The 25185-nt window shown below is 61.4% G+C and carries 25 protein-coding genes; 3 read left to right on the plus strand and 22 right to left on the minus strand.

The window, feature by feature from the left end; translation table 11 throughout:
* Positions 1 to 82 precede the first annotated feature (82 nt).
* Entirely contained in the window at positions 83 to 409 is a 327-nt protein-coding gene (gene trxA / locus GbCGDNIH8_RS10455; RefSeq protein ID WP_072564527.1) for a thioredoxin TrxA, read from the plus strand.
* Positions 410 to 466: 57 nt separating this feature from the next.
* Here trxA and GbCGDNIH8_RS10460 read toward each other — a convergent pair whose 3' ends face one another.
* From GbCGDNIH8_RS10460 to aroA, 13 genes are all read right to left on the minus strand, one after another.
* Positions 467 to 1759: a bifunctional folylpolyglutamate synthase/dihydrofolate synthase gene (locus GbCGDNIH8_RS10460; RefSeq protein WP_072573136.1), complete on the minus strand. Its 1293-nt coding sequence runs from the start codon at positions 1757 to 1759 to the stop codon at positions 467 to 469.
* Between the two features lie 45 nt (positions 1760 to 1804).
* Positions 1805 to 2722 carry an acetyl-CoA carboxylase, carboxyltransferase subunit beta gene (gene accD / locus GbCGDNIH8_RS10465; RefSeq protein WP_072573137.1) on the minus strand — a complete coding sequence of 306 codons (918 nt, stop codon included), beginning with the start codon at positions 2720 to 2722 and terminating at the stop codon, positions 1805 to 1807.
* A 1-nt stretch (position 2723) separates the two neighbouring features.
* Complete coding sequence (trpA, locus tag GbCGDNIH8_RS10470; RefSeq protein WP_072573138.1) at positions 2724 to 3560, minus strand: tryptophan synthase subunit alpha; 837 nt, start codon at positions 3558 to 3560, stop codon at positions 2724 to 2726.
* Positions 3557 to 4780 carry a tryptophan synthase subunit beta gene (trpB, locus tag GbCGDNIH8_RS10475; protein WP_408874678.1) on the minus strand — a complete coding sequence of 408 codons (1224 nt, stop codon included), beginning with the start codon at positions 4778 to 4780 and terminating at the stop codon, positions 3557 to 3559. The genes trpA and trpB overlap by 4 nt, the downstream gene beginning before the upstream one ends.
* A 150-nt stretch (positions 4781 to 4930) precedes the next feature.
* Positions 4931 to 6652 carry an NAD-dependent malic enzyme gene (locus GbCGDNIH8_RS10480; protein ID WP_072573140.1) on the minus strand — a complete coding sequence of 574 codons (1722 nt, stop codon included), beginning with the start codon at positions 6650 to 6652 and terminating at the stop codon, positions 4931 to 4933.
* A 44-nt stretch (positions 6653 to 6696) separates the two neighbouring features.
* A complete protein-coding gene (locus GbCGDNIH8_RS10485; protein ID WP_072573141.1) occupies positions 6697 to 7326 on the minus strand; it encodes a phosphoribosylanthranilate isomerase in 630 nt (209 codons plus the stop codon).
* 6 nt (positions 7327 to 7332) lie between these two features.
* Positions 7333 to 8055 carry an orotidine-5'-phosphate decarboxylase gene (gene pyrF / locus GbCGDNIH8_RS10490; RefSeq protein ID WP_072573142.1) on the minus strand — a complete coding sequence of 241 codons (723 nt, stop codon included), beginning with the start codon at positions 8053 to 8055 and terminating at the stop codon, positions 7333 to 7335.
* A 56-nt stretch (positions 8056 to 8111) separates the two neighbouring features.
* On the minus strand, positions 8112 to 8447 hold the full coding sequence (locus GbCGDNIH8_RS10495) for a LapA family protein (RefSeq protein ID WP_072573143.1): 336 nt from the start codon (positions 8445 to 8447) through the stop codon (positions 8112 to 8114).
* 50 nt (positions 8448 to 8497) lie between these two features.
* Positions 8498 to 8821 carry an integration host factor subunit beta gene (locus tag GbCGDNIH8_RS10500; RefSeq protein ID WP_072573144.1) on the minus strand — a complete coding sequence of 108 codons (324 nt, stop codon included), beginning with the start codon at positions 8819 to 8821 and terminating at the stop codon, positions 8498 to 8500.
* Positions 8822 to 8886: 65 nt separating this feature from the next.
* On the minus strand, positions 8887 to 9837 hold the full coding sequence (sppA, locus tag GbCGDNIH8_RS10505) for a signal peptide peptidase SppA (protein ID WP_072573145.1): 951 nt from the start codon (positions 9835 to 9837) through the stop codon (positions 8887 to 8889).
* Between the two features lie 150 nt (positions 9838 to 9987).
* Positions 9988 to 11703: a 30S ribosomal protein S1 gene (gene rpsA, locus GbCGDNIH8_RS10510; protein ID WP_072573146.1), complete on the minus strand. Its 1716-nt coding sequence runs from the start codon at positions 11701 to 11703 to the stop codon at positions 9988 to 9990.
* Between the two features lie 254 nt (positions 11704 to 11957).
* Positions 11958 to 12587, minus strand: coding sequence for a (d)CMP kinase (cmk, locus tag GbCGDNIH8_RS10515; RefSeq protein ID WP_072573147.1), 630 nt, complete (start codon positions 12585 to 12587; stop codon positions 11958 to 11960).
* Positions 12584 to 13942 (minus strand): 3-phosphoshikimate 1-carboxyvinyltransferase, encoded by a 1359-nt coding sequence (gene aroA / locus GbCGDNIH8_RS10520; protein ID WP_072573148.1) that lies wholly within the window; start codon positions 13940 to 13942, stop codon positions 12584 to 12586. The genes cmk and aroA overlap by 4 nt, the downstream gene beginning before the upstream one ends.
* 121 nt (positions 13943 to 14063) lie before the next feature.
* Between aroA and GbCGDNIH8_RS10525 the strand changes: the two genes are divergently transcribed.
* The gene (locus tag GbCGDNIH8_RS10525; protein ID WP_072573149.1) at positions 14064 to 14384 is read left to right on the plus strand and encodes a TIGR02300 family protein; all 321 of its coding nucleotides are present in this window, start codon (positions 14064 to 14066) and stop codon (positions 14382 to 14384) included.
* 87 nt (positions 14385 to 14471) lie between these two features.
* On the opposite strand, the gene GbCGDNIH8_RS10530 is transcribed toward GbCGDNIH8_RS10525, so the two are convergent.
* Positions 14472 to 14990, minus strand: coding sequence for an SRPBCC family protein (locus GbCGDNIH8_RS10530; RefSeq protein ID WP_072573150.1), 519 nt, complete (start codon positions 14988 to 14990; stop codon positions 14472 to 14474).
* A 220-nt stretch (positions 14991 to 15210) separates the two neighbouring features.
* On the opposite strand from GbCGDNIH8_RS10530, the gene GbCGDNIH8_RS10535 reads away from it, so the two are divergent.
* Positions 15211 to 15693, plus strand: coding sequence for a glycine zipper domain-containing protein (locus tag GbCGDNIH8_RS10535; RefSeq protein WP_072573814.1), 483 nt, complete (start codon positions 15211 to 15213; stop codon positions 15691 to 15693).
* 71 nt (positions 15694 to 15764) lie between these two features.
* On the opposite strand, the gene GbCGDNIH8_RS10540 is transcribed toward GbCGDNIH8_RS10535, so the two are convergent.
* The 8 genes from GbCGDNIH8_RS10540 to GbCGDNIH8_RS10575 all read right to left on the minus strand — a co-directional run bounded on the left by GbCGDNIH8_RS10540 (position 15765) and on the right by GbCGDNIH8_RS10575 (position 25155).
* On the minus strand, positions 15765 to 16550 hold the full coding sequence (locus GbCGDNIH8_RS10540) for a copper resistance protein B (protein ID WP_081368971.1): 786 nt from the start codon (positions 16548 to 16550) through the stop codon (positions 15765 to 15767).
* The gene (locus tag GbCGDNIH8_RS10545) at positions 16547 to 18574 is read right to left on the minus strand and encodes a copper resistance system multicopper oxidase (RefSeq protein ID WP_072573151.1); all 2028 of its coding nucleotides are present in this window, start codon (positions 18572 to 18574) and stop codon (positions 16547 to 16549) included. The genes GbCGDNIH8_RS10540 and GbCGDNIH8_RS10545 overlap by 4 nt, the downstream gene beginning before the upstream one ends.
* Before the next feature lie 133 nt (positions 18575 to 18707).
* Positions 18708 to 19079 (minus strand): hypothetical protein, encoded by a 372-nt coding sequence (locus GbCGDNIH8_RS10550; protein ID WP_072573152.1) that lies wholly within the window; start codon positions 19077 to 19079, stop codon positions 18708 to 18710.
* Positions 19080 to 19165: 86 nt separating this feature from the next.
* On the minus strand, positions 19166 to 19870 hold the full coding sequence (locus tag GbCGDNIH8_RS10555; protein WP_072573153.1) for a TetR/AcrR family transcriptional regulator: 705 nt from the start codon (positions 19868 to 19870) through the stop codon (positions 19166 to 19168).
* Positions 19871 to 20136: 266 nt separating this feature from the next.
* Positions 20137 to 22419 carry an RNA degradosome polyphosphate kinase gene (locus tag GbCGDNIH8_RS10560; protein ID WP_072573154.1) on the minus strand — a complete coding sequence of 761 codons (2283 nt, stop codon included), beginning with the start codon at positions 22417 to 22419 and terminating at the stop codon, positions 20137 to 20139.
* 10 nt (positions 22420 to 22429) lie between these two features.
* Positions 22430 to 23170: a P-loop NTPase family protein gene (locus tag GbCGDNIH8_RS10565; protein WP_072573155.1), complete on the minus strand. Its 741-nt coding sequence runs from the start codon at positions 23168 to 23170 to the stop codon at positions 22430 to 22432.
* A 46-nt stretch (positions 23171 to 23216) separates the two neighbouring features.
* The gene (locus GbCGDNIH8_RS10570; protein ID WP_253736025.1) at positions 23217 to 24413 is read right to left on the minus strand and encodes an AI-2E family transporter; all 1197 of its coding nucleotides are present in this window, start codon (positions 24411 to 24413) and stop codon (positions 23217 to 23219) included.
* A gap of 127 nt (positions 24414 to 24540) precedes the next feature.
* The gene (locus GbCGDNIH8_RS10575) at positions 24541 to 25155 is read right to left on the minus strand and encodes a CDP-alcohol phosphatidyltransferase family protein (RefSeq protein WP_081368972.1); all 615 of its coding nucleotides are present in this window, start codon (positions 25153 to 25155) and stop codon (positions 24541 to 24543) included.
* Between the last annotated feature and the right edge of the window lie 30 nt (positions 25156 to 25185).

Consider the following 25185-nt stretch of genomic DNA (forward strand, 5'->3'; position numbering starts at 1 on the left):
TTGCCTGCTTAGCTGCCCGTCAACAAACAGGATCCCGTCTGATAAGGCTGCCACGGGATCAATGATCGAAAAGAGACTGCCCATGAGCGAGCATACAAAACCCGTCACGGATGCCACTTTCGAAACCGATGTGCTGGGTGCATCCGGGCCGGTGCTGGTGGATTTCTGGGCGGAGTGGTGCGGCCCGTGCCGTATGATTGCTCCGGCTCTGGAAGAAGTCGCGGCCGAGAATACCGGCAAGCTGACGGTCGCCAAGGTGAATATCGACGAAAACCCCGACAGCCCCAATCGCTATGGCGTCACCGGCATTCCGACCCTGATCCTGTTCAAGGACGGGCAGCCGATCGCCAAGCAGGTCGGCGCCCTGCCGAAAAGCGCGCTGAAACAATGGGTCAGCGGGAATATCTGATCCGTATCGACAGGGCCGGTTGTTCAGTCCGGCCCTGTTCGTATCAGGATGTGGAAATCAGGCCAGACCCTGATCCAGTTTCAGGATTTCACCCGCCAGATACAGGCTGCCACAAATCAGGATACGGCCCGGTACACCCCCTGCCTCCGCCTGCTTCAGGATAGCCGCCATGGCCTCCCGCACCGTCGGGCCGGGAATCGCCTTGCCACCCGAAGCGCTGACAATTGCCGCCACCGGCAGGGCCAGATACTGACCCGGCTCGGCAATGGCCCAGACCGTATCGGCCTCCGGCAGGACAGAGGCCAGAAACTGCCCGGCATCCTTGGCCTGCTTCATGCCGACGATCACATGGGCCGGACGATCTTTCCAGCCACGCAGATGACCCGCCAGCATCACGCCAGCCCCCGGATTATGGCCGCCATCCAGCCATAGCTCCCAGCCTGCCGGTAAATTCTTCGCCAACAAACCGGTCAGACGCTGCATCCGTGCAGGCCATTCCGCCCGCGCCAACCCTTCCGCCAGCCACGACAACGGCGTAGCGGTTTTTGCCGCCGCCCGCATCGCCGCCACTGCGATCCCGGCATTATCCAGCTGGTGCTCACCCGGCAACGCTGGCAGCGGCAGCTCAACCACGCCATCCGCATCGCTATAGCGCAGGCCGTTTCCATGCCGGGCGATATGCCAGTCACGATCACGGGCCAGCAGACGAACACCCTGCTTCGCCGCCTCCCGATCCAGCACTTCCAGCACGTCCGGCAATTGCAGCCCGGTCACACCCGGCGCACCGGATTTGAGAATCCCGGCTTTCTCCGCTGCAATGCCCCTGATGTCGTCGCCCAGATACTCACGATGATCGATGGAGATGGAGGCAATCGCACTGACCAACGGCGTCACGACATTGGTGGCATCAAAGCGGCCGCCAAGCCCGACCTCCACCACACACAAATCCGCCGGAATACGACTGAACAACAGCAGGGCGACCGCGGTGATGACCTCGAAAACAGTGATCGGAGCCCCGGCATTGACGCGCTCCACCTCCTCCAGGGCCTCGACCAGAACCGGCTCGGACACCAGTTCTCCGGCCAGACGGATACGCTCGTTGAACTGGACGAGATGGGGAGAAATATAGACATGCACACGCTGCCCCGCCGCCTCGGCCAGAGCACGCAGGAAAGCACAGGTGCTGCCTTTGCCATTGGTCCCGGCAACATGCACGACCGGCGGCAGCGACCGCTCCGGATGGCCCAGCTTCTCCAGCAGAGCTTCAAGCCGACCCAGCGACAGGTCGATCATCTTCGGGTGCAAACCGTGCAGCCGCTCGATCACCGCTTCGGTGCGACCTTTGCTCATGCCTTCGGCCTCAATGGAATGGATTGCTGGCGACGAATGGCCTGATCAGGCATCCGCCGTGCGGGCAGGCTGCTTCGCCTCCGTGAGGGAGGCTGCGCTCTCCACCTTCGGCAGGGTCACCCCCTCCGTCAGCAAGGCGATCACACGGGACAGGGTCGCGCGCATATCCGCCCGGCGCACCACCATATCGACGATCCCGTGTTCCAGCAGGAATTCAGCACGCTGGAAGCCTTCCGGCAGTTTTTCGCGGGTCGTATCCTCAATCACCCGCGCCCCTGCAAAGCCGATCAGGGCTTTCGGCTCGGCAATCTGGATGTCACCGAGCATGGCAAAACTGGCGGTCACGCCGCCGGTGGTGGGATCGGTCAGCACGACGATGAAAGGCAGCCCGGCTTCCTTCACCATGCGCGTGGCGATGGTGGTGCGGGGCATCTGCATCAGGCTGATCGCCGCTTCCTGCATGCGGGCACCACCCGAAGCCGTGAAAATAATAAACGGCGCTTTCTGCAGCACCGCCAGCTGAGCGGCTGCCACAATGCCCTCGCCGACCGCCGCCCCCATGGAGCCACCCATGAACTCAAACGCCATGGCCGCGACGACTGCTTTCTGACCCTCGATCGTGCCATGGGCCACGACGATGGCATCATCGAGATGCGTCTTTTCCCGCGCTTCACGCAGACGATCCGTGTAGCGTTTGGAATCACGGAAACGCAGCGGATCCTGTGGCGCTTTCGGCAGCTCGATCCGTGTATAGCCTTCATCCAGCGTCCATTTCAGACGCTCCAGCGCGGTACCGCGCATGTGATGGTCACAATGGGTGCAGACGCGCTGGTTCTTTTCCAGATCTCTGGCAAAGATCATCTGCTGACAGGCAGGGCACTGTACCCAGAGATTATCCGGCACATCCCTGCGCCCCAGCAGGGTACGGATTTTCGGACGCACATATTCAGTCAACCAGCTCATGTCAGGCTCCTCGGGCGGAGAGGCGGGCGCTGCGCACAGCCTCCGCCAGTTGGCGGACCTGATCCAGCACCGCAGGCACGGTGCGATCAGTGGCGCGGCCATCATCCAGCGTTTCAGCCAGCGTATCGATCAGTGCGGAGGCAACGATGGCGGCATCTCCCTGCCGCACTGCCTCCGCGGCCTGCGCCGGATTGCGGATACCAAAACCGATCGCGACCGGCAGGTCGGTCACCCGCCGCAAACGCGGCATATTCTGCGCCAGCTGCTCCGCACTCGCGGTGACAGTGCCGGTGATCCCGGTGATACTGACGTAATAGACAAAACCGGATGAGCCGTTCAGCACATGAGGCAGACGCGCATCATCCGTGGTCGGCGCGACCAGCCTGATCACATCCAGCCCGTTCGCAGCGGCAAAAGGCAGAATCAGCTCCGCTTCCTCGGTCGGCAGATCGACGATGATCAGCCCATCCACACCGACCGCGGCGGCATCGACGCAGAACCGCTCATGGCCATAGGTTTCAACCGGGTTGAGATACCCCATCAGAATGACCGGCGTCTCCTGATCCTGCCGCCGGAAGGTCTCGACCATCGCCAGGGTTTTGGCGAGCGTGGCACCAGCCTCAAGCGCACGCCGTCCGGCGCGCTGGATGGTCGGGCCATCCGCCATCGGGTCGGTGAACGGCACACCGATCTCGATCAGATCGGCTCCTGCTGCCGGCAGGCCACGCAACAATGCCAGGCTGGTTTCGGCATCAGGGTCACCCGCCTCGATAAACGGGATCAGCGCACCGCGTCCCTCACGCTTCAGCGCTGCGAAACGCGTCTGGATACGGCTCACAGCTTGACCCCCAGATGCTCGGCAACAGTGAAGATATCCTTATCCCCCCGGCCCGACAGATTGACCACGATGGTTTTGTCCTTCCCCAGAGTCGGGGCGAGCTTGCGGACATACGCCAAAGCATGGCTCGGTTCCAGCGCCGGAATGATGCCTTCCGTGCGGGTCAGAAGCTGGAATGCACCCAGCGCCTCCTGATCGGTCGCAGAGACATATTCGACACGGCCAGTTTCGTGCAGCCATGCATGCTCCGGCCCGATGCCCGGATAATCAAGACCCGCGGAAATCGAATGGCCCTCCAGAATCTGCCCTTCCGCATCCTGCAACAGATAGGTTCGGTTCCCGTGCAGCACGCCGGGGCGGCCACCCGTCAGGCTGGCGGCATGTTCACCGGTTTCAACGCCGTGCCCGCCGGCCTCAACCCCGATCAGCCGCACGGAAGGATCATCCAGGAACGGATGAAACAGGCCCATCGCATTGGAGCCGCCGCCGATACAGGCCGTCGCCACATCCGGCAGGCGTCCGGTCTCCGCCAGCATCTGCGCGCGGGTTTCCTCACCGATGATGTTCTGGAAATCGCGCACCATCGCCGGATACGGATGCGGCCCGGCGACCGTGCCGATCAGGTAATACGTATCCGACACATTGGCGACCCAGTCGCGCAAAGCCTCGTTCATTGCATCCTTGAGCGTCGCGGCACCGGAGGTTACCGCCTTGACCTCCGCCCCCAGCAGACGCATGCGGAACACGTTGGGCTTCTGCCGTTCAACATCGACCGCGCCCATATAGATGGTGCAGGGCAGACCGAACAGCGCACAGACCGTCGCCGTCGCCACGCCATGCTGCCCCGCCCCCGTCTCAGCGATGATACGGGTCTTGCCCATACGGCGGGCGATCAGAATCTGGCCAAGGCAGTTATTCACCTTATGGCTGCCGGTATGGTTCAGCTCCTCCCGCTTGAGCCATACCTGCGCACCGCCCAGCTCCTCCGTCAGGCGTCTGGCGAACCAGAGCGGGCTGGGACGGCCCACGTAATTTTTCAGCAGCAGGTCAAGTTCCGCGTTGAACGCCGCATCATTCCGTGCCGCCCGCCATGCCTTCTCCACCTCAAGGATCAGAGGCATCAGCGTTTCCGCGACAAAGCGGCCGCCAAACGGACCGAACCGCCCATGATCGTCCGGACCGGAGCGATAGGAGTTCGGGAGGGAACTGGCTATGGACACGATGGCTACACTCGCCGGCTGGGATGCATTTCAGAGCCGCGCCATATCGTCTACAGCGCGGAGTAATCTGCCGCTCTTAAAGCAGAACGGCGCTCACGCAAATCAGGAGATCGCCCCTGAAGGCGCTTTATGGCCGTTTTATGACCTGTTTCAGCGCTTCGGCTCAACCCGGCGATAAGTGGGATACTGCGGCTCCCACATCAGTTCATCCACTCTGGCGCGCAGAGTTTGTTCATCGCATGGCTCGGCCTGACCATCACGCATGGCGCACAGCCCGACCGCGACGGCCACATGCCGGGACACGTCCCGCATTTTAGCCAGATGCGGCAATAAGGTCAGCGCGGGATCGGTGCGGGCCGGAGACATCTCTGCCAGTGCCCGGGCGGCTGCAAGAAACATGGCATCCGTCACATGCACGGCGCGGGAGGCGATGGCGCCCAGTCCGACGCCAGGGAAAATATAGGAATTATTGGTCTGGTCGATCATGACAGTACGGCCATTGATCTGCACCGGATCAAACGGGCTGCCCGTGCCGATGATTGCCTGTCCATCGGTCCAGGCCAGAAGATCGGCCGGTGTCGCTTCCGCATTGGCCGTCGGGTTGGAGAGAGGGAAAATCACCGGGCGGGCAACATGCTGCGCCATTTCCCGGATCGCTTCCTCGGTAAACAGGCCGGGCTGACCGGACACACCGATCAATGTGGTCGGGTGCGCGTTGCGGATGACCGCTTCCAGCCCCGGTTTTTCCCGAACATCCCAATGGCTCAGCACATCGGCAGGAACGGCGAATTCCTGCTGGAAGGCCGCCAGATTATTATCACCCTCCCTCAGCAAACCATCGCGGTCCACCAGGAAGAAGCGGCGATGGGCTTCGTGCTCCGGCACCCCTTCCTCGATCATCGCCTGACGCAGCATCCGTGCAATACCGACACCTGCGGAACCAGCCCCGACCACGACGATGCGCTGGTCTTTCATCGGCACACCGGCCACAGAGGCCGCCGCCATCAGGGTGCCCACCGTCACGGAGGCCGTACCCTGAATGTCATCGTTGAAGGTGCAAAGCTGGTCACGATATTTCGTTAGCAGCCGCCCCGCATTGGGACGGGCGAAATCCTCCCATTGCAGCAGGACATGCGGCCAGCGCCGCTGCACTGCACCCACGAAAGTATCAATGAACGAATCATACGCCTCGCCCCGGATACGCTCATGCCGCCAGCCGATATACAGCGGATCGTCATGGCGTTCCTTATTATCCGTACCGGTATCCAGCAGGATCGGCAGCGTCGCCCAGGGCGGAATACCTCCGCAGGCGGTATACAGGGCCAGCTTCCCGATCGGGATACCCATGCCGCCCGCACCCTGATCGCCAAGCCCGAGAATACGCTCTCCATCACTGACCACGATCACCTGGACATGATCGAAACGCGGATGGGACAGAATCTCGTCGATCTGATCCTGATGCGGCGGTGACAGAAACAACCCGCGCGGCTTGCGGAACAGCCGGGAGAATTTCTGACATCCCAGCCCGACGGTCGGCGTATAGACGACCGGCATCATCTCTTCGAGGTTACGCGACAAAAGCGCGTAAAACAGCGTTTCGTTGGTATCCTGCAAATCACGCAGAAAAATATAGCGGTTGATCGGGGATTTAAGCTCCCTGAATGCTGTCAGACGGCGGTTGACCTGTTCATCCAGATTACCGACATGCGGCGGCAGCAGGCCATGCAGATGGAAGGCGGTGCGCTCCTCCTCGGAAAACGCCATTCCCTTGTTCAGCAATGGATCGGACAAAAGTTCATATCCGGTGCGGGAAACCTCCACCACATGCTCGCCAGCGGCGTTAGGAAGTTCCGTTCCTGGTGTCGTACCCATCTGATCCGTCCGTTCAATGGCCGACCCCTGCGCGGGTTGCCGGCTCAGGCGTTACGCACTGCCGAGAGGAAGGAGCGGATCAGCGCCGGATCCTTGCATCCACGTGACTGTTCAACCCCTGACGAAACATCGACAATAGGTGCACCTGTCCGGCGCACCGCATCAGCGACCGTATCGGGGGTCAACCCACCCGCGAGAATCCACGCAAAGGATGGCGCAAAATCCGCAAGGATAGACCAGTCGAAAGCCTGTCCGTTTCCACCCGGCAGAGCAGCGTCGGGCCTCGGCTTAGCATCCAGCAGCAGGGCATCCACACCCCCGGAATCGCGTGGCAGATCATCCGCTGTCGCAATTCCCACAGACCGCCAGACGGGTAAGGCAAGCCGTTCGCGCAACTGGAGGGCACGCGCCACAGGGACATCATGAAGCTGGATGATATCCAGCGGCAGCTCACTCAGGACCGCCTCGATCTCTCCATCACGCGGATTGACGAACAGCCCCACTTTCCGCAACGGCTGGGCAATGGGAGCCGCAAGGGAAGCCGCCTCCTGCGCCGTCACAGCCCGTGGAGAGGGCGGAAAGAACACGAATCCCAGATAATCAGCGCCCCCCGCGATGGAGGCCGCGACAGACGCTGCGGTGTTCAACCCGCAGATTTTGACCTGAGCGACCATGATTCTTCAAAGCCCCGCAATATCTGCCGCAATGGAAGAGGCCGCCGCCACCGGATCAGGCGCCTGCGTAATGGGACGACCAACCACAATGTAATCCGCCCCGGCCTCAATGGCAGCACGCGGGGTCATGGTGCGGGACTGATCACCTGTTTCGCTCCCCGCCGGGCGGATGCCCGGTACGACCAGTAAAGGCTCTGGCCCCAGTTCCGCCCTTAACAGTGCTGCTTCATGCGCACTGCACACCAGCCCGTCCGCCCCCGCCGCTACGGCCAGCTTTGCCAGTCTGAGAACCTGAAGCGCCGGGTCTTCCGCAAAGCCGATCGCGGAAACGGCCTCCGCATCCAGACTGGTCAGAATGGTAACAGCCAGAATCCTGGTCCGGTCCGTCGCGTCGCCTGTCGCATTCCGCGCCGCGGCAACCATCGCCGAGCCTCCACCCGCATGAACGGTCAGCAAAGCGGGCTTCAGCGGCAGGACCGAACGCACCCCGGCCGCGACCGTGTTGGGAATATCGTGCAGCTTCAGATCCAGAAAAATCGGCCCCTCAAACCCCGTCATGCCCTGTGGACCATTGGCCAGGTAATATTCCAACCCCAGCTTGCTCATCCCGCTATACGGCGCAAAAGCCTGATTCCATGCGCGTGCGGTGGCGGGGTCTGGTGTATCGAGAGAAACAATAACACGCCGCGAGGGACGAGAGCGGGCGGGCGCGATACGATCAGACGACATGACGTGACTGTCTTTATGAAATGAAATGGGCTGACCGTTTCACAGGACAGGCCAGGTTACTGAATGGCGGGCAAAGGGGCGCTGGCGGTGACAGGGGTTGCGAGAACGGCCTCCTGACGGCGCAGGGTCTCGCGCAGGGTTTCAAGCTGTTCCTCCAGCGCCTTGACCTGAGCTTCCGCCCGGCGGGCACGGCGACTCTGTCCCAGTGCGGAGAACCAGGTCAGCAAGCCACCGGCAATAAAAGCGATCGCCATCGCACTGAGCACAGCAATGGAAAACGGCAGATCAGCCCCGTAATCGGTCGGCCATAAGCCAATATGAACCGTGGTGGTGTTCGAGAGCGTGAACAGCACCAGCAGGATCAGAAACGGCAAGGCGATCAACAGACGCATCAATTTTTTCCCGTCACGGATGGCTCGCGAAAGTCAGAAACAGGGGGCTCTCAGCCTCCGGAAACGGCGTCGGCAGACCCGCCATTCTTGCGGGTACCGTTATTCACCCGCTCCCGCAGTTCTTTTCCGGCCTTGAAGAAAGGGACAACCTTTTCATCGACGGAAACGGTTTCTCCGGTGCGCGGGTTGCGCCCCACCCGGGCATCCCGTCGCTTGATGGTAAAAGCGCCGAAGCCACGCAGCTCCACCCTCGCACCACGGGCAAGAGCATTGGAAATCTCTTCAAAAATCGTGGAGACGATGGTTTCCACATCGCGCTCCGTCAGATGCGGATTATCGGCCTTCAGGCTCGCGATCAGTTCCGATTTGGTCATGTCAGCTTCCCCTTGCCCGTTCGGAGATACCGAATCCCGCCAGCAGGTCCGGACCGATCACCGCATTAAAGCCGAGGCTGCCAGAGCGCCCAGGCTCCGTCAATGCTAACACCTTGAGATAACTTGCTTTCTACAAAATTTTCCAGACTGCCCAGCCAGCCCCCGAACCAGCGCCTACTCAGACCGTCCGGCTCATGGAGCGGCCTGACCGGCAGGTCTTCCGCAACATGGCGTTCTTTCGCCAGCCAAAGCCTTGCCTCATGCTCGCCGCCGATCTGATCGACCAGCCCGAGCGCCAGCGCCTGCCGTCCGGTGTAAGGGCGCCCATCCGCCAAGGCGCGCACATGTTCCGGCGTCATATGCCGCCCCTGAGCAACCATGGTGACGAACTGGTCGTACATATCGTTGACGATCCCCTGAAGCATCTGCCTCCCTTCCGGGGAGAGCGGCGCGGTCAGGCTCGGCTGATCTTTCATCGGGCCGGAGACAATGGTGTTGGACCCGACCCCCAGTTTTCCAAGCAGGCCGGACAATTCGGCGGATTGCATCAGCACACCAATGGAACCTGTCAAGGTCGCCTGCCGCGCGAAAATCCGTGCCGATGGTGCCGCGATCATATAACCGGCCGAGGCCGCAACACTTTCCATGGTCGTCACCAGCGGCTTGCGCGCTGCCAGCCGTGCCAGCGCATCGTGCAAGGCCTCACCCCCTGCCACAGTGCCACCAGGGCTGTTGATCTCCAGCAGCACCGCCTTCACCGAGGAATCATCTGCCGCATGGCTGATCGCCTCCAGCAAGGGGCGGTCATAGGTGATAATCCCGCTGATCCTGATCCGGGTGAGATGCGGCCCGGATGCCACCACATGGGATGCCCGCACCAGCGCCAGACCACCCAGCACCAGCAGGCCAATCGCCACCAGCCTCCACAGCAGCAAACGCCGCTTCAGATGATGGCGGTCTATCAGCCAGTCCTGATCGGGGGGGACGGGCGGGCGGGAAGCAAGGTCAGATGTCATAACCACCAAAATGGCGAAATCATAGCGCCAGCAAAAGGGGAATATGGTCGTTTTCAGACAACAAAAAAGCCGGAGGCGTAACCCCCGGCTTTCAGGTTGTGTCCTGACCGGCGAAAGTCAGGACACTGTATCCATTATGGCCGAAGCCAATCAGGCGTCGGTCTGCAGATTCCGGCGACGGATCGCGGCACCCAGGATATCGCCCAGGGACGCACCGCTGTCGGAGGAGCCGAACTCGGCGATCGCCGCCTTGTCTTCCTCGACTTCCTTGCCCTTGATGGTGAGCTGCAGCTTGCGGGCGGCACGGTCAACCGCGGTCACCTTCGCATCCACCTTCTCACCGACCGCAAAGCGGTCAGGACGCTGGTCGGCCTTGTCACGGGACAGTTCCGCACGACGGATGAAGCCGGACAGAACGTCGCCCACCTTCACTTCGATGCCGTTGGCCTGCACAGCCGTCACCACGCAGGTGACGACATCACCGCGATGGACCGCATCCAGCTGACCGGCGGCGGGATCTTCATGCATCTGCTTGATGCCGAGGGAGATACGCTCTTTCTCCACATCCACATCCAGCACGCGGGCGCGCACGACCTGACCCTTCTCGTAGGCGGCCATGGCGGTTTCGCTCTGATCGTCCCAGGAGATATCGGACATGTGAACCATGCCGTCGATATCGGCGGTGATGCCGATGAACAGACCGAATTCGGTGATGTTCCGGATCTCGCCTTCCAACTCGGACCCGACCGGGTGCTGTTCCAGGAACTGCTCCCACGGGTTGCCCTGCACCTGCTTCAGGCCCAGGGAGATGCGGCGCTTGGAGCTGTCCACATCCAGCACCACCACGTCGACTTCCTGCGAGGTCGCGACGATCTTGCCCGGATGGACGTTCTTCTTCGTCCAGGACATTTCGCTGACATGCACCAGGCCTTCGACGCCCGGTTCCAGTTCCACGAATGCGCCGTAATCGGTGATGTTGGTCACGCGGCCGCTGTATTTCGCGCCCGGCGGATACTTCGCCGCCACACCTTCCCACGGATCGGCCTCAAGCTGCTTCATGCCCAGGCTGATACGCTGCGTGTCGGAATTGAAGCGGATCACCTGCACCTTCACGGTCTGGCCAATCTGCAGGGCCTCGCTGGGGTGATTGATGCGCTTCCAGGCAATGTCCGTGACATGCAGCAGGCCATCGACGCCACCCAGATCCACGAACGCGCCGTAATCGGTGATGTTCTTCACCACGCCATCCAGAATCATGCCTTCCTTCAGGCCCTGGATCAGCTCGCTGCGCTGTTCGGCGCGAGTCTCTTCCAGCACCGCACGGCGGCTGACCACGATGTTACCGCGCGCGCGGTCCATCTTCAGGATCTGGAACGGCTGCGGCGTGCCCATCAGCGGGCCGACATCGCGCACGGGGCGGATATCGACCTGGCTGCCCGGCAGGAACGCGACCGCGCCGCCGAGATCAACGGTGAAGCCACCCTTCACGCGACCATAGATCGTGCCCTGAACGCGCTGGGCGCTTTCGAAAGCCTTTTCCAGAGTGGTCCATGCTTCCTCGCGGCGAGCCTTCTCGCGCGACAGGACGATGGAACCGTCACGGTCCTCGTAACGCTCGACATACAGCTCGACAACATCGCCGGGCTTCACATCGGGCTTCTGACCCGGAGGGCCGAATTCTTTCAGGGCGACGCGGCCTTCAGACTTCAGGCCCACATCGACGATCACATATTCGGGGTCGATGCGCAGCACGCGGCCGCTGACGACGGAGCCATCAAAGCCGCTGTCACGGCCCAGGGTCTCGTCGAGCAGGGCGGCGAAATCCTCGTCACCCTGTTGTTGGATAGCAGTGGCGGAAGATGCCATGTGGGAAAACTATGTCCTTGAACTGACAGCCCGCAGGCTATCAAGGAAGGCGCTACACCACCGGGCGCGGATTACGCGTCGGGGATCACGGCTTGCCGGACCTTGCACACGCGATCATCGCGCGTCCCGGTTTCCGCGGCGGGACAGGTCGGGCCATGGCGGAAATCAGCCGGCAACAACGCCCACTGATGCCCGCAAGTCAAGGAAATTCCGCCTCCGCTGCCCCGACTCCCATGCAGGGGAGACAGCCGGTTTTATCGCGGCCATTTCCGGAGGACGATCTGCTCCGCCCGTTGAAACGCCTGATCGGCGTCCAGATGGGTGGTGTCCAGCACCTCCGCATCCTCTGCCGGACGCAAGGGGGCGATGTCGCGGGCCGCATCCCGCTCATCCCGGGCCTGCATCTCGGCCCGCAGCGCCTGTTCTTCCACCGCTACGCCCCGGTTGCGCAACTCCAGCAGGCGACGTTGCAGACGCGCTTCGGCGCTGGCGGTGACGAACAGCTTCACCGGCGCATCGGGACACACGACCGTGCCGATATCGCGCCCATCCAGCACCGCCCCTTCCCGCGCCGCGAAATCACGCTGGAAATCCAGCAGCGCCGCCCGTACAGCCGGATCGGCAGCGACCAGACTGGCAGCACGGTCTACCTCCGGCACCCTCAGATCGCCGCGCTGCACTGTCTCCGGCACCAGAACCGATACCGCCCGCGCCGCATCGGCAGTGCTGGCCGGATCACCGCCCGCATCCAGCACCAGCCGCCCCACCGCGCGATAGAGCAAGCCTGTATCCAGATGCGGCAATCCGAAAGCCAATGCCAATCGACGCGCCAACGTGCCCTTGCCTGCCGCAGCCGGACCATCCACCGCGATAATCAGGCTCACGAGAAATCCGCTCCCAGCCCGGTCATCAGCGTGGCGAAACCGGGGAAAGACGTGTCGATGAAGGCTGCGTCATCAGCCGTCACCGGGGCCTGCGTGGTCAGGCCCAGCACCAGCGCAGACATGGCCAGCCGATGATCCATATGCGTGGTGACCAGCCCGCCCCCCGGCGGCGGACCACCACACCCGATGACGATCAGATCATCGCCCTCGATCTTCACCTGCACACCATTCACCGACAGCAGCGCCGCCGTCGCCGCCAGCCGGTCACTCTCCTTGACCCGCAGCTCTGCCAGACCGCGCATACGCGTGGTGCCGGAGGCCACCGCCGCCGCAACCGAGAGAATGGGGAATTCGTCGATCATGCTCGGCGCACGCTCCGGCGGCACCTCCCCCCCATGCAGGGCGGACGCCCGGACGGTGATGTCGCCGACCGGCTCCCCCCCCTCGATCCGGCGATTGGCGATGGTCAGCGCAGCCCCCATCTCCACCAGCGTATCGAACAGCCCGGTGCGCAGCGGGTTGAGGCCCACCCCGGCCAGAGTGATCTCCGATCCCGGCACCAGCAAGGCCGCCACCAGCGGAAAAGCCGCCGAGGACGGATCGGCAGGCACCACGATATCGGCAGCCCGTAATTCCGGCTGTCCCTGCAGGCGGACGATACGGCCTGCACCATCCCCGGTCGGCTCCACCTGCACATTCGCACCAAAATGGCGCAGCATATTCTCGCTGTGATCACGGGTGGCATGCGGTTCTTCCACCACCGTCTCCCCGCGTGTATTCAGCCCGGCCAGCAGAATGGCCGACTTCACCTGGGCAGAGGCGACCGGCAGACGGTAATGCAGCGGCAGAGCCTCGCCCGTGCCACGCACCGCCATCGGCAACCGGCCGCCGGAGCGGGTGTGAAAACCGGCCCCGCAAGCCGCAAGCGGATCAGTCACCCGGCGCATCGGGCGTTTACGCAGGCTGGCATCGCCCGTCATCACCGCAAACAGATCATGACTGGCCAGCACACCGGTCAGCAGCCGCGCCGCCGTTCCCGAATTGCCCATATCCAGCACATCCGCAGGCTCGGTCAGGCCGCCAATGCCGCGACCGGCGACGCGCCATGAACCGGGCGCATCCCGCACCACCTCAGCCCCCAACGCCCGCATGGCGGCAGCCGTGCGCAGCACGTCCTCACCTTCCAGCAGGCCGGATATACGCGTCTCCCCGACCGCCAGCGCGCCGATCATCAATGCGCGATGGCTGATGGATTTATCCCCGGGAACCCGGACCGGATGATCAGCCCGCAACCCGGCGGCAGGGCGGCGGCTGGTGACGGGGCAGGAGGCCCCTTCGCTGTGATTTTCGCTCATCCCTGCGCGATAGCATGACAGAACGGTTTGACAGAAGGGCGAAGCGGTGGCATGGGGCGCGCCCTGTCCTGCGCGTCAGCCCAATTTTATCCCTCCCCACGATCACGAGGCCGCATTTCCCATGGTAAAACCCGAACTTGGCACCAAGCGGGTCTGCGTTTCATGCGGAACCCGTTTCTACGATCTGCTGAAATCCCCCGCCATCTGCCCGAAATGCGGCGCAGAACAGCCGCTGGATCAGCCCCGCCCCCGCCGCGTGCCAGGTGCGCTGCTGGATGACAAACCCAAGAAAATCGGGGTTGTTGACGATGCCGATACAGATGCCGTCGATGCCGACGACACTGACGAGGATGTGCTGGAGGATACCTCCGACCTCGAAGACGGCGACGATGACACCATCGAAGTGGAAGTCGAGACCGACGGCAACGACGACGAGCACTGATCAGCGCCCGTCTGATAAATTCAGTATGAAAAAAGGGGGCCAGATGGCCCCCTTTTTGATAAGCTGACTGCCGGAATATCAGACTTTTCAGCCTTCTGCCTTCTGCTTCAGTGCAATCAGACCCGCATCATATACCCCGGTCACGGCTGCGATCGCATCCTCGTCTCCCTGTCCGGCTGGCAGGGTGTCGAACGGCGACAGGCGGGTGAAAAATCCCTGCCATACGATTCGCGCTCCGGCCCCGGCTGCCTCGACCGTGATGGTCGAACGGTAGTCGCCCGCAGGCACGATCTGCGTATTTTCTGCATCTGGTGTGAATTTGTAACTGTAGCTGCGGGCAGCCGCGTTATACGCTGTCAGCTCTTCCGTGATTTTAGGGCCACCAAGATCCAGCACCCGGATCGAGCCGGGGTTGTTACCCCGGTCAGCACTGCTGGACTTCACCAGCGGCAGCCAGGTGATGTCCCCGAATTCAGAGATGATTTCCCACACCGCATCCGCCGGCGCGGCAATGTCGATCGTTTTGGTGAGCGTGAGGGGCTTCGGCCCGGTCTGGCCCCCTTCCCCTGCAGGGGTATAAACGGCACCCGGGAACAGTTCTTTCATTGATGCTGTCCTGTTTGATTGTCCCTCGCCGGAAGAGATCGCCCCCGGCGCACTGCGTAGCAGGCCATTGATCGCGGTCGAAGACAATATTGCGCCGCCCATATCTTTTCGAACCGGAGCGGTCTCTGTTTTTCTGCCATCAGGATACCGTAATAGAGCCCCTATGCGTTAAAAAATGGAACGGAAGCCACGGCTTCGCCAAAATGAGGAGAAGGATGGAATGTCCCGCCAGCCGCTTTTACAGTCCCTGGGCCTGCTTGCTGTCACTGCGCTATGCGCCTGCACCGTCTCTCCGCCGGAAGGACCAAGTATTGCCGCCCTGCCCGGCAAGGGAAAAACGCTGGAGCAGTTCCAGAATGACGATATGACATGCCGCTATTACGCCTCTCAGCGGAACGGCTTCGTCTCCCCACAAAAGGGCGCCGCCAACAGCGCCGTCGGCACGGCCGCCATTGGCACGGCGCTGGGAGCAGCGACCGGTGCATTGATTGGTGTGGCCGCAGGCAATGCCGGTATGGGGGCTGCAATCGGCGCAGGAGCGGGCCTTGCGGGAGGAGGTCTGCTCGGCAGTTCGAATGCGCGGCAGTCCTCGGCCTCGCTACAGCAGAATTACGACATGAATTACGGGCAATGCATGATTGCCCGCGGCAATACATTCCCGCCCCAGCCAAGGATGCAGATGGCACCCGCCTATACTTATTGAGCAGTGGAACAGGCCAAGGGGGGACACAGGGGGGGAGAACGCAGGGGGCCATCCAGATCAGCCCCCCACGATCAGAACCAGAGACGCAGACCAAACAGGAATCGCACGCTGTCCGCAGCCTGTCCCTGCTGCTGCTGGAATGTCCCGGTGCGCCCGAAAGCCTCCTGATACACTACCCCCAGATACGGGGCAAAAGTGCGGGCAAATTCGTATCGCAGCCTGACCCCGGCCTCCAGATTCGACACCCCGGCCCCCAGCCCCCGCGCAGGGTCGGACTGACCATACCAGTTCGTCTCCATACGGGGCTGGAGGATCAGCCGGTTGGTGAGCAGAAGGTCGTAGGAGGCCTCCACCCGCGCCGCGACTCGGCCATCTGTCCCCAGATAGGCTGTAGCCTCCAGATCGAAGAAATACAGGGTCAGTCCCTGCACCCCGAAAGCGGCCCATTGCCGCGTCGGACCGTTATCAAGATCGATCCGCCATCCCGCCTGCCAGTCGAAATAGGCCGAAAAAGGGCGATCATACAGCACCTCATGCCGCGCATCCTGAAAACCGCCACCTTTGCCGACCGTCCCTTCCGATTTCAGCCAGAGCTTGTTCTCATCCGTGCCGAGCCAGGCTTCCCCCTCATAGGTGAAAACCTGATTCGTACCGGCCATACGATGCTCAGCCTGTTCCAGCAGGGCATGGAGATAGACCTGATCATCCATCGCCGGCATCGGCCCGCCCGGCAAGTAGACAGGGCCATCCCTGCCCGTAGCCTGCATTTCCATCCCCGCCCCGGCTGCCGTTCCACCTGTGAGCAGAATCAGTGACAGCAACAGCACTGCATGAGGGATACGCCTCAGGCCGTTCATGACACCACCACCGTGCGGAACATGCCGAGTTCCATGTGATAGAGCAGGTGGCAATGAAACGCCCATAAACCCGGCGTATCGGCATCGACGCAGGTGGTCAGCCTCTCACCCGGCTTGACCAGAACGGTGTGTTTGAAAGGACGATCCGCGCCAGCGCCGTTCTCCAGTTCGCTCCACAGACCGTGAAGATGGATCGGATGCTCCATCATCGTGTCGTTGATCAGGATGAAACGGACACGCTCCCCCAGCCGCAGACGGATCGAAGGCGCGTGAGAAAATTTCTGGCCGTTAAAGCCCCAGATATAGCGCTCCATGTTGCCGGTCAGATGCAACAGGATCTCCCGATCCGGCTCCCGCCCCGGCGGGGCCGGTCGCGCGGCCCTCAGATCAGTGTAGCGCAGGACGCGGCGTCCGTTATCGTCCAGCCCGCTGCCTGCCTCATGGAGTCGTGGTACCGGCATCGGGGCAAGACTGCCAACCCCCAGCTCTCCGACCTGCGGTATCCGGTATACCGTCACGGGCACAGGAGGCGGTGCGGTATTCCGGGGCGCGCTGACCGGCGTGGCATGGTCTCCATGCATGGCGCCGTGATGGACGGACCCCCCATGAGGCATCGGCATGTGATGCATGGGCCTGTGATGCATGGGCATGTGATGCATGGGCATGTCCGGCATATCCATACCGTCCATGTCCTCCATACTTTCCATCCCCTCCATGCCGTGAGCATGGTGAGGGGCTGGGGCAGAAGAAGCAGGAGAAGACACAACCTCCGGCGGCGGATGAGCCATACCGTCCGTGCCGGGATTCTCAGCACCATGGGCCGGCATGCCGTGCTGCTCCATTCCTGCGCCCATGTCCCCCATGTCCATAGTGTTCATGTCCATGTCGCCCATGCCCATATCCTTCATGGTGCGCAGCGGGCGGGGATCCATTGGCGGCACCACCCCGTCCATATCGGGATGCGGTGCGAGCGTGCCACGCGCATAGCCGGTGCGATCCTGACTTTGCGCGAAAATCGTATAGGCGGCGTTACCGGGCTGGATCAGCACATCGTAGGTCTCGGCCACGCCGATGCGGAACTCATCGACCGTGACCGGACGTACCGCATTCCCGTCCGCCTCCACCACTGTCATCGTCAGACCCGGAATCCGGATGTCAAAATTCGTCATCGACGCGGCATTGATGAAGCGCAGACGCACCCGCTCACCCGGTCTGAACAGCCCGTGCCAGTGATTATCCGCTGCATGGCCATTCAGCAGATAGGCATAGGCATTGCTGCTGACATCGGAAATATCGGTGGGCGCCATCCGCATCTTTCCCCAGGCGAGGCGGTCCGACACAGCCTGATGCAAGCCCTTCCGGCGTGCATCGGCGATAAAGGTGCCCAGCGTACGCTGACGGAAATTATAGGCGTCGCTCTGGAATTTCAGCGTGCTGACAATGGTCTCGGGAGCCAGATCGGACCAGTCATTCAACATGATGACATAGTCGCGGTCATAATCCGGCACCTCGTCACGCGGCGCGATAATCAACGCGCCATACAGGCCGGTCGCCTCCTGAAAGCCGGAATGACTATGGTACCAGTACGTGCCGGACTGCTTCAGCGGAAAGCGATACGTAAACGTCTCTCCCGCCGGAATCCCCCCGAAGCTCAGCCCAGGCACACCATCCATGGAGGCAGGGACTCGCAGACCATGCCAGTGAATGGAGGTCGGCTCATCCAGCGTATTGGTGACGGCAATGGCAACCTCGTCACCCTCCCGCATGCGCAACACCGGCCCCGGCAGGGCAGCATTCACCAATGTCGCCGACGCACGTCTTCCGCCACGGCGGATGGAATAGCGGGCTACGTTCAGGGCAAAACGGCTGCCACGCAGCTCCGGCATACCCTCGGCAGTTGCTTCCGGCACGGGCGGAGGCACGGCGCATCCTCCTGCCGCCGCCGTCAGCAATGCAGCGCCGCAGGCACGCAGCACGCGCCGACGATCCGGCCGAATCAGGCCAGAACCTTCAGTGTTCCTCATAATGCTATGGTCGCTCTGTCAGGAGACAAGCCCGCATGATGCAGGCAAGTCAAAACCACTTACGCGGGCCAGCCGGCTCATTCCGCCAGACACAGCAGATCAGACAGGCTTCACCCGAACGGTCAGCCCGCTTTCAGACGGGCACAAAATGGCCTGAGCGAGGGGGAAAAGGCTCCGGTGTGGGGGATGCTCCATGTCCATGATAGGGCATGGAAGCCACAAAACGGACCAGCCGGACGCGTACCGAATCCGCCACTCCCGGCGCATCTGGCACCATGGCCCCTATACAGCACACCACACCATCACAGGATGGTGCGGCAGAATGGTCATGGCAGGGCGGCATATACTGCCCGATCATCAGCGACGGTGCCATAACATCATCGTCACCCGCAGCAACATCAGCCATCGACATATTCATGACATGGGCGGTCCCCATCGCCCGCACATGCAAAGGCAGGCCGCAGGCAATCAGCACCATCAACAGGAATGTCAGAACACATCGCATGTCGGGCCTTATCGTAAACACCCTCGCGCACGCATGCAATCAAATGGGATCATGCTCCCACAGATCCTGAGCAGCATGTCCGACGTTTATTGGACCAGTTCCATCTGTCTCTTCAGATACTGGTGGACGTAGGGCGACGCATAAGGAAGATAAAGCGCCCTTACCTGATAGATGCCCCACTCCATATCCCTCAGCGGAAGCACCTTGCTGCCGCGGTGCATGATCAGAAAGGACATCCAGTAAGACATGATGATGCAGACATTGGCAGCCAGCGCCTCCAGCTCGGCATCTTCAATAATCAGATAACCCACCTGGCGCATATGCTGCAGAACATTCATGGCAACCTGCTCTCCCTCACGGTGCATGGTCCTGAGTTTCACGGCCAGATCCGGAATCTGGGTCAGGATGACAGGGCCATCACGAAACAGAAACCGATATCGCCAGATCAGCCAGAACCAGGCCCTCAAATAGTCACTGTAGAGCTCGATCGGATGCAGCATGTCCGAATCTGGCCGGGCAACAATTTTATCCGGGCTGGTCGAGACAAGTCGCGTCATATGGTGATAGAAAATATCGTATAATGCCGTTACCAGAATCTGCTTTGTACGAAAATGATAGTATAAATTTCCTTCGTTAATATTACAGACCGCAGCAAGATGAGATGTCGTCATTGCATCGACACCTTCTACGTTCAAAATATCCAATGCATTTTTCAGAATTTTTAACTTTGTTTTTCCCTTGACTGCGGTCTGCATCATCATTTCCAAGCCGCTCCAGGAGAAATTATGCATAAAATCTATGTTTCCCGGCAATGTGTAGACGCTGATTGAACCCCACTCGCAGTAACGTTACGGGGCCAAAGTGATTGTGAAAACAGATAATTACAGCTCTGTTCTTGTGTATTTAGCACCCTGGCAACAGACAAAGCAGATCATTTTCCACTTATCACTAAAACAAAAAAGGCAAACCCGCATTTTTATGCAGATTTGCCAAAATTTCTATACAAATTCTTTGTATTAAAGGGGGCGTGATTTTCAATCAGGACGCGAATTTTTGATCAGTCCTCGCTGACTCTGTCCGGACGACGGCTGGCCACCAGCGGCCCCAGCATCGGCCCATGCAGCGCTGATCCCCGACCGGAGAGGGATGGGTTGGTCATGAAATAATGATGTGCTGACACAGGTTTACGTCCCGCCACGGTTTTGGCAGGTACCCGGTGCCATGCCCCTGAAGGCTTCAGTTCCCATGACTGGGCCGTGTCCTTCAGATTGATGACCATGATCTGATCCAGCACCTGTGCATGCACGGTCGGGTTATAAATCGGCACCAGCGTTTCCACGCGCCAGTCCATATTGCGGGCCATCCAGTCAGCACTGCTGATGAACACTTTGGCATGACGGCTGGGCACGGCATGGCCGTTCCCGAACACGCAGATGCGACTGTGTTCCAGAAAGCGCCCGACAATCGACTTGACGCGGATATTCTCGGACAGGCCCGGCACACCGGGCCGCAGGCAGCAGATACCGCGGATCACAGCCATGATCTTCACGCCTGCATTACTGGCCTCGTACAGTTTGTCGATCAGCACGGAATCGACAAGGCTGTTCATTTTCAGCCAGATCGTGCCGGGTCGTCCGCCCTGCACATGCTCGATCTCGTCCTGAATCAATTCCATCAGCGTGTCGCGGGTGGTCAGCGGGCTGAATGCCAGAGCCTCCATCTTCGCAGGACGGGCATAACCGGTCATGTAGTTGAACAGCCGGGCCGCATCGCGCGTCAAAGCCGGGTCGCTGGTGAAGAAGCTGAGATCCGTATAAATCCGCGCCGTGATCGGGTGATAATTCCCGGTGCCAAAATGCGCGTAGCTGCGCATGGAATTGCCTTCCCGCCTTACAACGAGGCTGAGCTTGGCATGGGTTTTGAGTTCGGCAAATCCGAACACAACCTGCACACCGGCTGCCTCCATGGTCCGGGCGAGGCGGATATTCGCCTCCTCATCGAAGCGCGCGCGCAGTTCGACCATCGCGGTCACGGATTTACCGCCTTCTGCGGCCTCTATCAGCGCCTTGACGATCGGGCTGTCGCGGCTGGTGCGGTACAATGTCTGCTTGATCGCGACCGTGGCCGGATCGCTGGCAGCCTGCCGCAGGAACTGAACCACCACGTCGAAGCTCTCAAACGGGTGATGGACGATGATGTCCTTGGCCCTGATCGCGGCAAAGCAATCCCCGCCGAAATCGCGGATACGCTCCGGAAAACGCGGCGTATAGGGCGGGAACAGCAAATCAGTCCGATCATCCACGATCAACTGCCGGACATCGGACACCGCCAGAATACCGTCGAGCACCGATGCTTCATCCGGGGAGACATCGAGTTCATCGATCACCATCTCCCGCAGGGGCAGCGGCGTCTCCCCGCTCAGGGTCAGGTCAATGACCACGCCCCGGCGACGGCGTTTCAGCGCACTCTCGTAGGAGCGCACCAGATCCTCGGCCTCTTCCTCGAACTCCACATCGGTATCGCGGATCAGACGGAACATGCCCTGCCCATCTACATGGAAACCGGGGAACAGGCGGTCGAGGAACAGGGTCAGCAGGTCTTCCAGCATCAGGAAGCGGATGCGGGGATCGGGTTTTTCCTCCCCCCTGCCATCAGCCGCAGCGGAGCGCGCCGGCAGCCGAATGAAACGGTCTGTCTGGGTCGGCAGGGGAATCAGGCCACGCATACCCTGCCCGTCCGCATCCCGCACCAGATGCAGGACCATGACCAGACCCATATTCGGAATGAACGGAAACGGATGCGCCGGATCAACCGCAAGTGGCGTCAGAACGGGGAAAACCCGCTCCATGAACCAGTTGGCGAGAAACCGCATATCGGCTTCGTCGAACAGGGTTTCCGCCATCGCTGCCGCGGCATTGCCATGGGAAGGCAGTTTCAGGACATCAATCCCGGCCTCCCTCAGCAAATTCCGCAGCGTGTTCCAGCAAGCCTGCTGGTCATTGAACAATTTCCGGGACCGTGTACGAATCTCCGCCAGTTGCTGGGACGGCGAACGACCATCCGGCGATAGCTCCGCCAGACCTGCTTTTGCCTGCCCGATCAGCCCGGCCACCCGGACCGAGAAGAACTCGTCGATATTGGAAGCGCTGATGGACAGGAAGCGCACACGCTCCAGCAAGGGATGCAGGGGATTATCAGCTTCCTCCAGTACACGCTGGTTGAAATCCAGCCATGACAGCTCCCGATTGATGAAACGGTCGGGACTGTCCGGAACGATTGATGCCACCTCCGTCTCCGGTTGAGTGGCAATGCGGGGGGAAAGATCAGCGCGCGCGTCCATGGCCGCCGTTTTAGAGGAGCGCCGGGGGATTCGATAAGATTTCGTCTGCGTCTGACGCGAAACTGTCACGGCAAGCCTCATCAACATCCGATTCACACAGTCCGCTCAGGATGCGCGCCGCCAGTATTTTTGTCACCCTGCCTCCCTCCGCCAATGCGGCACGATCGAGCCTCGCGGCCACTTCCCGCACAGCCCAGGCAGTGCGCGGCAGCCGCAATAGCAACCAGGATTGCAGGCTGGGCGGCACGCTCAACTGACGCTCCGTCAGCAGGCGCTCCAGCAGTGCGCGGAGCAGCGCGTCGTCCGGGGGCAGAATTCCAACCGATGATGTCGCCCGCAGGCGGGAGGCAAGATCAGGCAACGTCACGCGCCAACGCGCCGGAGGCAGCCGGGACGCCAGCAACAGCGGCACGCCCGCCTCGGCGGCAGCATTGATCAGATGCAGCAAGGCGGCTTCATCCGGGGTCGCATCCGCATCATCAACCGCAACCGGCGCCAAAGGTGCCCGGGGCAATCCACGCAGGGAAGGGCCGGGCCGTCTCTCCGCCCCGTGTAAATCAGCCCAGATACTCAACAGATGGGTCTTGCCGGTACCCTCATCACCGAACAGGCCGAGCCTTCCCTGCGGCCACTCTGCCGTGCGAGCCAGCCAGGCCCGCGCCGCCCGGTTGGAGGGGGCTTCCAGAAAATTTGAGGGCCGATAAGCAGGCTCGTAAGCAAAGGGGAGGCCGAGTTGCAAGGCCGCACTCATGGTGCAACCCCCACCACCATCGCCCTGATCAGGATCAACGAGTGCATTATGCCCCCGGCGGCTCCAGATAGAGCGGACTGGCCAGATAACGTCGCAGCCAGAAACGCGACAGCACACCGATGACGGCCGCCATGGGAACCGCCAGCAAGACGCCCAGAAAGCCGAACGCCGCCCCACCCGCGAACAGGGCGAAAATCACCCACACGGCATGCAGTTCAACCCTGTCACCCAGAAAACGGGGGTAAATCACATAATTTTCCAAAATCTGACCGGCCAGGAAAACGCCTGCCACCAGAGCCACCCGGTTCCAGTCGTGGAACTGGGCCATGGCAAGCGCAAATGATCCCGCACCCCCCAGCACCGTCCCGACATAGGGGATAAAGGAAACGATTCCGGTGGCAAGCCCCAGCAGCAGGCCAAGATCAAGCCCCACAAAAGACAGCCCCACCGCATAGAACACACCAAGCATCAGGCAGCACAGAGCCTGCCCGCGCAGCCATGCTGACAGGATACGGTTGATCTCCCGCGCCTGCGCCCTCACCACGCCCGCATAACGGCGCGGGAGCCATAAATCCACACGCGCCACGGCCTTGGGCCAGTCACGCAGCAGGTAAAACGCCACCACCGGCGTCACCACCAGCACGGTCAGCACATTGAACAGCGCGAAACCGCCGCCGATCACCCGGCTCAGCGCCCGCCCAACCATGGCGAGCAGGGTACCGGCCTGCACTGACACCACATCCTGAAGCTTCGCATCGACGAAACCGGGGCCCAGCCTCTCCTGCACCCTGCCAAGCCAGTCGATCGCGATATCCCGCACCAACGCGACATAGGCAGGCAGACGGGACAGCAGAATGCCGAGCTGGGCCACGATCAGCGGATAGAGCAACAGGGCGAACAGCAACCCGAACAGGATCATGGCCGCGATCAGCAGACCCGCCGCCACGCCACGCGGCAAACCCAGCCGCTCCAGCCGTCCCGCCAGAGGATCAAGAAAATAGGCGATCCCCCCCGCCATCACGAAAGGCAGCAGAATCGAGGCAAACAGATGCAGGGTCAGCCATACAGCAAACAGCACGCCGCCGATCAGGGCCACACGCTGCATTCGCGTGGCGCCGTGTCGGGCCGGCGGTGAAGGATCAGCACGCAGGGGAGTGACCGGCACAGAAACCTCTTCCGCCACCCTATGGAGCGCAGTCCGATCCTCCATCGTCGTCGTGACCTCGCCGGAATCGCCTGTCATCCAGCCTATGCTCCATGGTTGCCAGAACCCGACCACAGGATTGTTGCCGCAGGGATGATCCGACCATCCCCTTCATCCCGTGTCCGCTTATGGCAGCATAGCTGCTTTTGACACCGGACACATGCGATCAACGCGGATGGCAGGCTGTCCAGACATAAGCCGCCCCGCTTGCCAGCGTGCTGAGCGCAACCAGAACCACCAGAACGGTATTTGTGGCCGCCACCAGACTGGCCTCCGGCGGGGCAAAGGCCGCTGTTGCCAGCAGAAAAGCGACAAGAATGATCTGTAAGGTCGTATTCAGCTTGGACACATAGAGCGGGCTGATCGCGACATCCTGCCCGATTGTGGTCAGCACCACGATGCCACCAAGGATCAGGATATCGCGGAACACAACCAGAATGGCCAGCCAGTCCGGCAGCAAGCCTACAATGGACAGCATCACATACATACCGACCAGCAAAGCCTTGTCCGCCACCGGATCAAGCGCCGCCCCCACCACGGTCGGGCCGCGACGCCGGGCCAGCCAGCCATCAATCGCATCCGACAGGCCGGCTGCCACGAACAGCCAGAATGCCGCTGCGAAATCATGCCGCAGCACCAGCCACACCGCGAACGGTACGGCACAGAGCCGCCCGAAGGTGATGATGTTGGGCAGGGTAAACAGGGCATGATCCGGGGGCGGAAGCATGTTGCCGCCATGACCGGGGGTGTGCCGATCGGGGGGGAAACTGCCTTCAGGCATGGAAAACGATCAGCAAAAGAAAAATGCCCT

The sequence above is a fragment of the Granulibacter bethesdensis genome (assembly GCF_001889545.1).
Lineage (GTDB): Bacteria > Pseudomonadota > Alphaproteobacteria > Acetobacterales > Acetobacteraceae > Granulibacter > Granulibacter bethesdensis_B.